General features: G+C 64.5%; 11 protein-coding genes. 4 read left to right on the forward strand and 7 right to left on the reverse strand.

Annotated elements, in window-relative coordinates; genetic code table 11:
• The 3 genes from AKL29_RS46670 to AKL29_RS16840 form a co-directional block, all read right to left on the reverse strand.
• A partial coding sequence (locus AKL29_RS46670) for a hypothetical protein (protein ID WP_430648879.1) occupies positions 1-93 on the reverse strand: 93 nt, incomplete at its 3' end.
• A gap of 66 nt (positions 94-159) precedes the next feature.
• Positions 160-942, reverse strand: a complete 783-nt coding sequence (locus tag AKL29_RS16835; RefSeq protein WP_038385424.1) for a DUF169 domain-containing protein — start codon at positions 940-942, stop codon at positions 160-162.
• Positions 943-1023: 81 nt separating this feature from the next.
• The gene (locus AKL29_RS16840) at positions 1024-1818 is read right to left on the reverse strand and encodes a YdcF family protein (protein WP_082190608.1); all 795 of its coding nucleotides are present in this window, start codon (positions 1816-1818) and stop codon (positions 1024-1026) included.
• A 66-nt stretch (positions 1819-1884) separates the two neighbouring features.
• Here AKL29_RS16840 and AKL29_RS16845 point away from each other — a divergent pair, with 66 nt between their 5' ends.
• The 4 genes from AKL29_RS16845 (at position 1885) to AKL29_RS16860 (ending at position 5834) form a co-directional block, all read left to right on the forward strand.
• Positions 1885-2826, forward strand: coding sequence for an acetamidase/formamidase family protein (locus AKL29_RS16845; protein ID WP_050384919.1), 942 nt, complete (start codon positions 1885-1887; stop codon positions 2824-2826).
• A gap of 197 nt (positions 2827-3023) precedes the next feature.
• The gene (locus tag AKL29_RS16850) at positions 3024-4850 is read left to right on the forward strand and encodes an AMP-binding protein (protein WP_050384920.1); all 1827 of its coding nucleotides are present in this window, start codon (positions 3024-3026) and stop codon (positions 4848-4850) included.
• A 172-nt stretch (positions 4851-5022) separates the two neighbouring features.
• Complete coding sequence (locus AKL29_RS16855; RefSeq protein ID WP_016844973.1) at positions 5023-5223, forward strand: hypothetical protein; 201 nt, start codon at positions 5023-5025, stop codon at positions 5221-5223.
• 143 nt (positions 5224-5366) lie between these two features.
• The gene (locus tag AKL29_RS16860; protein WP_050384921.1) at positions 5367-5834 is read left to right on the forward strand and encodes a GcrA family cell cycle regulator; all 468 of its coding nucleotides are present in this window, start codon (positions 5367-5369) and stop codon (positions 5832-5834) included.
• A gap of 60 nt (positions 5835-5894) precedes the next feature.
• On the opposite strand, the gene AKL29_RS16865 is transcribed toward AKL29_RS16860, so the two are convergent.
• The 4 genes from AKL29_RS16865 to AKL29_RS16880 all read right to left on the reverse strand — a co-directional run.
• The gene (locus tag AKL29_RS16865; protein WP_050384922.1) at positions 5895-6857 is read right to left on the reverse strand and encodes an SDR family oxidoreductase; all 963 of its coding nucleotides are present in this window, start codon (positions 6855-6857) and stop codon (positions 5895-5897) included.
• A 180-nt stretch (positions 6858-7037) separates the two neighbouring features.
• The gene (locus tag AKL29_RS16870; protein ID WP_050384923.1) at positions 7038-7271 is read right to left on the reverse strand and encodes a hypothetical protein; all 234 of its coding nucleotides are present in this window, start codon (positions 7269-7271) and stop codon (positions 7038-7040) included.
• 131 nt (positions 7272-7402) lie between these two features.
• Positions 7403-7582, reverse strand: coding sequence for a hypothetical protein (locus AKL29_RS16875; RefSeq protein ID WP_050999539.1), 180 nt, complete (start codon positions 7580-7582; stop codon positions 7403-7405).
• A gap of 439 nt (positions 7583-8021) precedes the next feature.
• On the reverse strand, positions 8022-9075 hold a 1054-nt coding region (locus AKL29_RS16880; RefSeq protein ID WP_244482099.1), incomplete at its 5' end, for a porin.

A 9075-nucleotide genomic window follows, 5' to 3' on the forward strand; every position in this document is an offset into this window, starting at 1 on the left:
GTTGCGATAATGTGCCGCGAGATATTCGGCGACGAGCTGGCCGGTGAAGCCGGTCGCACCATAGACGACGATGTCGAGTTTCGACGAGGACATGGCTCAGGCTCCCTGCGCAGCGAATTGGGCGCCCTTTTGTCATCGCGGGCGCGGCAACGCAATGCGCTATTTCTTGTACGATACGCCCATGCCGGCGCGCACGTCGGCCTGGATGCCGTAGGGCGCGATCGGGTAGCGCAAACCGTTCTTGGCAAGCTGCTTCATGCCGGCGATCGCCTTCACCAGATAGGCCGGCGGCAGCGCCATCAGCATCTCCTCGTCGGGCACGCCGCCATAGCGGCGCTCGGCAAAGCACGGCAGCGACAGGCTCGGCTCGCCGGTCTTCAGCGCCCGCCCCCACGAATCCGCGCACGCGGTTTCGCCGACCACGCCCCACTCGAACTTCTTGTAGCCGGTATATTGGAGCCCGTTGATCAGGATGATCATCTGTCCCGGCGTCGCGTAGACGAGGCAGATGTCGGGCGGATTGAGGCGTCCGCTGGTCAGCGGGCTCACCGCCATCGCCTGGTACTGGCCGTACGGCACCACGTCGAGCGCCTCCTGACGCTTGCGCGCGTCTTCGGCAGTGCCGTGCCAGACGCCGACATAATTCTCGCCGGCAAGCCATTTCTCATCCTGCGGCGCGAGCCCGATCACGGCGCGGCATTGCGCGCCGACCAGATCGTCGCCGGTGATGCCGACGGTCCAGCCGAGCCGCGAGGCCATGCTGACGATCTGGTCCGTGGTGTGGACCGCCGACGGACGGCGGATCTTGGGGATCGCCTCCATCTCCTCGACGCGCGCGAACATCTTGATGCCAATCACCGTGGTCTTCAGCCGCAGCAGATTGTTCAGATCGGTGACGATTGCGCCGAGGTCGAACTGTTCCGGCGGTGTCTGTTGCTGCATGGCGAAAACTCCCGTGGGCGGCGGCTTGGCGCCGCCTGTTGATTTGATGTTAGCCGGATTGGCCGGTGAAGGCGACAAGCCTCAACGTGCAGCCGGTCCCGGCAACAAATCGTCGGTTTTGCCGGCCAGGTGATAGGCCAGAAGCCCGACCCACTCCCGCGTGCCGAGATCGGTGCGCGACAGGCCGTCGATCGCAAGCGTCGCGAAGCTGAAGACATCGCCGACGCGCCAATCGACCGGATAGGCCTCGACATTGAATCCCGCCTTGCGGAACAGCCCGACCGAGCGCGGCATATGGTAGGCCGAGGTGACGAGCAGCCAACGCTCACCCGGCCTGGGATCGACCAGCGCCCTGGAGAACTCGGCGTTCTCCACCGTGTTGCGCGAGCGGCGTTCGATGATCAATCGCGACCTGCCAATGCCGAGCCCCTCGAACATCTCGGCGGCATAGTCGGCTTCGCGCGCATCGTTCGAGATGAGGTTCGCGCTGCCGCCGGTGAACACGAGGCGCGCATTCGGATATCTGCGCGCGAGCGCCGCCGCCGCGATGACGCGATCGGCCGCGCTGCGCACCACCGGCGTGCCATGCGCAACCGACAGATCGGCATCGATCGAGCCGCCGAGCACGATGATGCCGTCCGGCGCGCCGCGCGAGGCGTCCCATGTCGGGAAGCGCTGCTCCAATGTGGAGATCAGGACATTGCCGAGCGGCGAGAAGCCGCAGATCGCGAGCAGCAGCAGCGCGGCCACCATCAACCTGCGGCCGAGGCGCGCAAACCGCGTCAACAGCAGCATGGTGCCGATCACGCCGATACCGATCAGGAAGTTGATCGGCAGCAGCATGATGCCGAGCGTCTTGGAGAGCACAAAAAACAAGAGAAGCCCCTGCGAAGTTCTGCTACAGCGTCATACGCTGCTGGGAAACTAATCAAAAGCCGTCACATGACCCATCATCATCTGAAGTCGAGCCCTGAAACCTGCCATTGGGGCTTCTTTGAAGCCAAGCTGAAACCGGTTCTGACCGTCGCGAGTGGCGACGAGATCACGATCGAGACCGTCAGCGGCGGCCCGGACGTGGTGCCCGACCGCGGCAAATTCTTCGTTCCGCCGGAGCTCGACGAGATCCATGCGAAGTGCGAGCGGATGGTACCTGGACACATTCTGACCGGTCCGATCGCGGTCGCCGGCGCCGAACCCGGCGACGTGCTCGAGGTCGATATTCTCGACGTTCAGCTGCGACAGGACTGGGGTTACAATCTGATCAAGCCATTGTCCGGCACCCTGCCCGACGATTTCCACGAGACACGCGTCCTCAACATCCCGCTCGATCGCGGGCGCATGGTCGGCCGCATGCCGTGGGGGCTCGATCTGCCGCTCAAGCCGTTCTTCGGCGTGATGGGCGTGTCGCCGCCGCCAGCGTGGGGCCGGATCTCCTCGCTGATCCCGCGCGCGATGGGCGGCAATCTCGATAACAAGGAGCTCGGCGCCGTCGCCAAGCTCTATCTGCCGGTGTTCGTTCCGGGCGCGCTGTTCTCCTGCGGCGACGGCCATGGCGTGCAGGGCGACGGCGAGGTCTGCGTCACCGCGATCGAGACCGCGCTGACCGGCCGCTTCCGCCTCACACTGCGCAAGGATATCAAGCTAGCCTATCCGCGCGCAGAGACCGCAGATCATTACATGACCATGGCGATGGATCCCGATCTCGACCAGTGCGTGGTGCGGGCGCTGCGCGACATGATCGTGCTGCTCGGCGAGAAGCGCAACCTGTCGCGTGAGGACGCCTACACTCTGTGCAGCCTGGCCGCCGACCTGCGCGTGACGCAGACGGTCAACGGCTCCAAGGGCATCCACTGCATGATCGCCAAATCGGTGGTCCACGGGTAACCACGCACGTCATTCCGGAACGATGCGCAGCATCGAATCCGGAATCTCGAGATTCTCCGGTGCGCAATTCGCGCACCTGAGGATCGGCTCTGCGAGCCGCCTGGAATGACCAAGTGGATAAATAGCCGCACTTGTGTTCCGCGAGCCCGGCTCGATACAATCCCCGTCCCAACGAACAAGAATGGACGGGGACGGATATGCTGAAGGACAGGCTTTCGCCGGCCGACGAGGCTGCGCGCGACAGGGAGATGCAGGAGACGCTCGCCGCCTGCCCGCGCATCCTCGACCTCATTGCCCGCGGTCCGCAGGGCGCGCCGGACGCTGAAGCCGCGATCTATCTGCGCTCGCCGCTCGATCCCAACCCGGTCGTGATCTCGAACGATCACTTGATGGGCTGCATCAAGGCCGCTGAAACCTATTTCCGTAAGCGCGGCATCGGCAAGGACGACGCGGTGGCTGTCCTGCTCCCGGCGTGCCCCGCGACCGTCGTCGCGATCTTCGGCGCAGCGGCCTGCGGCGTCGCCGAGCCGCTCAATTTGCTGTTCACGCGCGAAGCGATCGTCGCCCAGCTCAACGCGATCAACGCAAGGCTGTTGCTGACGCCGCCGCCGGGCCTGCCGGGCGGGCTCTATGAGAGGGTCGAGGGCCTGCAGCGCGAGGTGCCGTCCCTCAAGCGCATCGTGATCGTGCCGCTCGACGGCAGCATCGCCTTCGACGGCGAGGTGCTGCGGCCTGATCCCGCCTGGCGCGACGACTACGGCAAGTCCAAGGACATGAGCGAGGCCGACCGCGTCGCCGTGATGCTCCCGACCGGCGGCACCACCGGCCATCCGAAGGTGGCGCGGCTCACCAATCGCGCCATGGTCGCCTCCACCGTATCCTCGCGGATGGCGCTCGATTTCCATCGCGGCGAGCGCGCGATGATCACGATGCCGCTGTTCCATGTCGGCGGCCTGTTCTGCACCACGGCCAATTCCCTGGCGGCCGGCACGACGATGGTCATCCCCGGCCCCGCCGGCGCGCGCGATCCGGCGCTGGTCCGACACTTCTGGCAGATCATCGAGAAGTACCGAATCAACATCGCCGGCAACGTGCCGACGATACTCGGCGCCCTCGCCGATATCCCGGTCGCTGACAGCGACATCTCGACCCTGCGCGTCACCGCCACCGGCGCCTCGATCTGCCCGCCCGAGATCGAGCGGCGTTATCTTGCGACCTGGGGCGGCCCCTGCATCCAGCAGCTCTACGGCATGACCGAACTCGCCGGTGCCATCACTCACGATGTGCACGGCGTGAGGCCGCGCGCCGAAAGCGTCGGCACCCGCAATCCGCTGGTCGAGCTTGCGATCCTCGACGGCGGCAAGCTCCACACCGGACCGTGGCCCTCACCGGTCGGCGAACTGCTGACCAGGGGCCCGCAGGTATTCGCCGGCTATGTCGACAAGAAGCAGACCGAGGAGGCGTTCCGCGACGGCTGGCTGCGCACCGGCGACATCTGCCGGATCGATGCCGACGGCTTCGTCTACATCATGGGCCGCGCCAAGGACGTCATCATCCGCGGCGGCCACAACATCGATCCGCGCGCGATCGAGGACGCCGCGCTGGCGTTTCCGGGCGTGGCGCTTGCCGCGGCCGTCGGGCGTCCCGACACCTACGCCGGCGAAGTGCCGATGCTGTTCGTCTCGGCGCAGCCGGGCGCCCATATCGATCCGAACGCGCTCGCAGCCTTCGTGCAGGACAACATCCTGGAGCCGCCGGCGCGCCCGCGCGTGGTGTCGGTGATTCCCGAGATGCCGGTGACTCCGGTCGGCAAGATCTTCAAGCCGAAGCTGCGCGAGATCGCCGCCGGCGAGGCCGCGCGCGAGCTGCTGGCGCTGGAAGGATTGTCCGGCGAGGTCAGTGTCGACGCGATCACCGATCCGTCCCGCGGGCTGTACCTGAGCGTGAGCGCGCCTCCGGACAAGGCCGAAAAGGCTGAGCGGCTTCTCAAGAAGTTCCCGGTCAAGGTCGAGTTACGGCCCTAACGCCTTCATCCATCTCAATAATTCGATGATGCCCTCGCGCTGGAACTCGCTTCCAGCGCGAGCGCGCGGCCGGCTGCTTCTTGCCGCCCACGGCTTGACGAACTGCCTTATTCCTAAATAGACTCTAAATAGATACTTTTCAGTACAGGCGTTCGGGGTTAAGCGTTTCACCATGGCTACGGAAAAGGCCGAAACCGACCGCGTCCCGGTCACGCTGGCGCTCTCGACCATTGGTTACCTCGAGAAGCTGGTGAGACAGGGCACCCACGGCACGAGCGTCCCGGGCGTCGCACGGACATTGATCGAGGAAGGCATTCGGCTCGCCATCAAGGACGGGTTGCTTGCAATCCGCGACAACGGCCGCACGCCCTAGCATGATCCGGAAAAGTGGAGACCGGTTTTCCGAAGAGATCATGCTCAAACGGGGATGAGATCACGGCGCGATTGCTTGTCATCGCGTGGCGAGCTCAGGCGTGTGCCGGCGCGGCGGTTCAACACAGAACGTGGAACCGTCAGATGATTGCCATCGAACCGACCTGGACGCCGGAGCGCGTCGACCAACTCAAAATCTACTTTGAAGCCGGCCTCTCCTGCCGCGACATCGCCGTCAATATCGGCGTCAGCCGCAATGCGGTGATCGGCAAGCTGTCGCGGCTGAACCTCACGCGTACGACGCCGGACGAACGCCGGGCGCGGCGCAAGAAATCGGCCGCCCACGCCGCGCAGAGGGCGACTGCCAAGCAGCAGCTCCGGTTGCTCCAGGCGGTCTACGAGCAAGAGCCCGTCGATGCGCCGATCGTCAGCGCCAACAGCTGCTCGCTGTTCGAACTGAGCGAGCAGCGCTGCCGCTGGCCGATCAGCACCCCGGGCGCCGATGATTTCTGCTTTTGCGGCAACACACCGCTCGGCGGCATGCCCTATTGCTCAGGGCATTACCGCCTCGCCTATCAAGCGGGATCGCGCCAACGCGCGATGCGCGGATAGCGCTTGATGCGCGGGGAGCGCTTGAGTGAAGCCGTCCCGCACGCGATGCGGGACGGCCGTTCAGCCGACCTTCCAGCCGGTCGCCGCTACGATGCCTTGATAGAACTCCGGCGTGTAGGCCTGTTCCGGCGTCTTGCGTACGCGCTCGTCGAGCAGATGCGCGTCGTCGCCGACCAGGATGCGCCAGCGCTCGGCCTTCACGCCGTCGAGGATGATCTTGGCGGCGGCCGCGGCCGAGGTCGGTGCCTCGTTATGGAAGATGCGGGCGCGATCGAGCGCGAGCTGCTGGATGTCGGCGTCCGACATCCTGGCGACGTCGATCCCCTGCCCCTGCAGACGCTGACGGGCCTGCTTGAGCTCGTCGGCATTGAGCTGGTCGGAGCCGTTCTGCACCTTGCGGGAGTTCGACACGATCGAGGTGCCGATATGGCCGGGCATCACGACCGAGCACTTCACATGCGGCGCATTGAGGCGGAGATCGTTGATCATCGCCTCGGTGAACCCCTTCACGGCGAACTTCGCCGCGCTGTAGGCGGTGTGCGATACGCCCATGCCGACCGAGGCCCAGAAGCCGTTGACGCTCGAGGTGTTGACGATGTGCGCCTCGTCGGCTTTCACCAACAGCGGCAGGAAGGTGCGGACGCCGAGATAGACGCCGCCCCAACAGATGTTGAAGGTACGCTCCCACTGCTCGCGCGTGTTGGAGAACAGGCTGCCGCCGCCACCGATGCCGGCGTTGTTGAACAGCAGGTGGATCTTGTCGGTCGCCTGCTGCTCGATCAGCTCATCCCGGAAGCGCTTGTAGTGATCCTCGATCGAGACGTCGGCAACGTGGGTCGTGATGCGCAGGCCCTGCGGCAGCTTCTCGACCTCGCAGAGCCGCTTGGTCTCGGCCATCGCCTCGGCCGAGACGTCGCACATCGCGACATTGCAGCCCTCGGCAACGAGCTGCCGTGCCAGCTCGCGCCCCATGCCCGTGCCGCCACCGGTGATGACGGCGATCTTTCCGGCAAAATCCTTCATGTGAGATCCGTTCCTTCCCTTATTCTTGTTGCCCTGGTTCTTCTTTGTTTCGGCCGGAGCGCGGATCGCAGCTCCAACCGCTTGGCTGCGGCACCTTACTCACCGAATTGTCGCCCAGCAACGGCGCCTTCTCACGCGCAAGTGAGCCGCTTGGAGCAGATTGAGACGGTGGCCACGAAATCATTCCGCGTTGCGAACAATCCGACATCGACAATCGGAGACGATGATCGTGCACATCCTGAACAGATTGGTCGCGACAACGCTGATGGCGATCGCGGCTGGAATTTCCACCGCGGCCGCTGCCGCCGAGGTAACACCAGCGAAGCAGCGCAACGGCACCTGCGCAGATGAACCACGTTGATCGCAATCGGTGCAAAGCGCAGCGCGCGGCGTGGCAAAGCGCGCGATCGTCATATGCGAAGCTCTGACAATGCTGCGATCACGTCGCCCGAATTCGAATGCTTGTTCGCGAAGCGCGTGAGACTCACGCGATGGTCGCGCGCATCCTGGCCGCAGACCAAGCCGCGTCATGACGCGGCCCCGCGCTATTCGGCTGTCTCGATGCGCACGGATGCGCGCCGCCGCAGGACGCCGGCACCCGCGCTCAGGGCCAGCTTGAGCAGGCCGCGCCACGAGAAATCGATGATCACCTCATGGTGCCGCAATCCCTTGCCGCCCTTCACCAGCCCGAGATCCCGGATCAGGCAATAGTGGCCGCTGCTCATGCGCGCCAGGCGGCTGTTCTTGAAGCGTCCCATGAATGGCGAGAATGCACTGCGGATCGATTCCGTCAAATCCTGACGGCGTCGAATCGGCAAGGCGACGGCAACCCGATCGCCGGCCGCAGCTTGCGCGGGCCGCGCGCGCCACCATCGTCGACGCCGGCTGGGCCCTTGAATCAAAAACCTCCGGCAGGGCATTGCCGGAGGTTTGGGAGGCTTAGCAGCCAGCTAAGAGCCATCATTCAATGTGTTGGCCATGGCGTATGTAGTTTAGTAGATCAGGTAAGTAAATAAGTCGGCGGCTAATGAATCGCATGGCTCGTCTTCGTCGTTCGCGTGGACCGAAATGACGCAGCTCAGCTCTCCTTGGAATCTTCCGCAAAGAAAAACCCCGGCAGTTGCCTGCCGGGGTTCTGTTGGATCGTGATCAGATCAACCGGTATTACCAGTTGCGCTGAGCGCGGAAGAGCATCTGGACAGTGTCCTGATCCTTCAGCTCGTAGGTCGCGGTCGGCTTGCCGATAGCAGTCGACGACGTAGTGATGATACCGGCATACTTCTGATCGAGGTGCGAGTAGGTCACGTCGGCCGAGAAGGTCAGGTTCTTGACCGGGGTCCAACGGGTGATCACGCCGATCTGCGCGATGTTGTAGTCGGGGTTGCAGGCGGTCACGCCAGCGCCGCCAGCGAATGCGGCACGGAACGTACCACCGACGCCACCAACGCCGCAGATGAGCGACTTAGCCGTGTCGTTGTACGAAACAGCGGCGAACGCACCGTACAAGCTGGTGTTCCAGTAGGGATCCCAGTTGTGGGTGTACGCACCGCGCATACCCCAGGTCTTGATGGACTGCTGCTGACCACCGGGGCCGAACACCGTGTCGGGTGCCGTACCGAAGCCAACGCTGCCATAGACGCCCGGCAGGCTCGAACCGCCGAAGATGGCGATCGCGCCGGCCTGGCTGGCCAGTTCCTGGATGTTGTAACGGGTCGCACCGTCCGTGTAGACGCCCTGGATGTTGATGGTGTCGCCGGGTCCGGTCGGGATGTTCTTGATCGACAGGGCCAGTGCACCAGCCCAACCCCACTTGTCGTCGGGATGACCGGTCAACTCGCTGCCGCCGTAGTAGGCAGCGTGGTTGTCATGCGCGGCGACCGACGCCTGGAAGATACCCCAAGCCTGATCGACCTTGAGCGCAGCAACGAAGTCCGGAGCGATCGTGCCGGCGTAGTCGCTGGAGCCGTAAGCGCCACCGACGCCGAGGTTGTTCACGCCAGCCTGCATGTAGGCAACCTGGTCCTGCGCCGACAGAGCGAGCGACACGCCGTTGCCGAACTGCGCGGTGTAGGTGAACTGGTTGATGCCGTTGGTGGTGTTCACGCCACCGACGAGCGCGTCGTAGTTGTTGCCCGGATAACCGTTCCAGGGGGCAGCGAACTGCGAAACCGCCTTACCCATCGTGAAGCCGGCGAACTGGATGAAGGCGTAGTAGACG

Source organism: Bradyrhizobium pachyrhizi, from assembly GCF_001189245.1.
GTDB lineage: Bacteria > Pseudomonadota > Alphaproteobacteria > Rhizobiales > Xanthobacteraceae > Bradyrhizobium > Bradyrhizobium pachyrhizi.

Excerpts from the sequence above, each read along its gene's own strand:
- AKL29_RS16875 (WP_050999539.1), bottom strand. The coding sequence starts at position 7,582 with ATGAGCAGCGGCCACTATTGCCTGATCCGGGATCTCGGGCTGGTGAAG.
- AKL29_RS16850 (WP_050384920.1), top strand. The coding sequence starts at position 3,024 with ATGCTGAAGGACAGGCTTTCGCCGGCCGACGAGGCTGCGCGCGACAGG.
- AKL29_RS16845 (WP_050384919.1), top strand. The coding sequence starts at position 1,885 with ATGACCCATCATCATCTGAAGTCGAGCCCTGAAACCTGCCATTGGGGC.
- AKL29_RS16855 (WP_016844973.1), top strand. The coding sequence starts at position 5,023 with ATGGCTACGGAAAAGGCCGAAACCGACCGCGTCCCGGTCACGCTGGCG.
- AKL29_RS16865 (WP_050384922.1), bottom strand. The coding sequence starts at position 6,857 with ATGAAGGATTTTGCCGGAAAGATCGCCGTCATCACCGGTGGCGGCACG.
- AKL29_RS16835 (WP_038385424.1), bottom strand. The coding sequence starts at position 942 with ATGCAGCAACAGACACCGCCGGAACAGTTCGACCTCGGCGCAATCGTC.
- AKL29_RS16870 (WP_050384923.1), bottom strand. The coding sequence starts at position 7,271 with ATGACGATCGCGCGCTTTGCCACGCCGCGCGCTGCGCTTTGCACCGAT.
- AKL29_RS16860 (WP_050384921.1), top strand. The coding sequence starts at position 5,367 with ATGATTGCCATCGAACCGACCTGGACGCCGGAGCGCGTCGACCAACTC.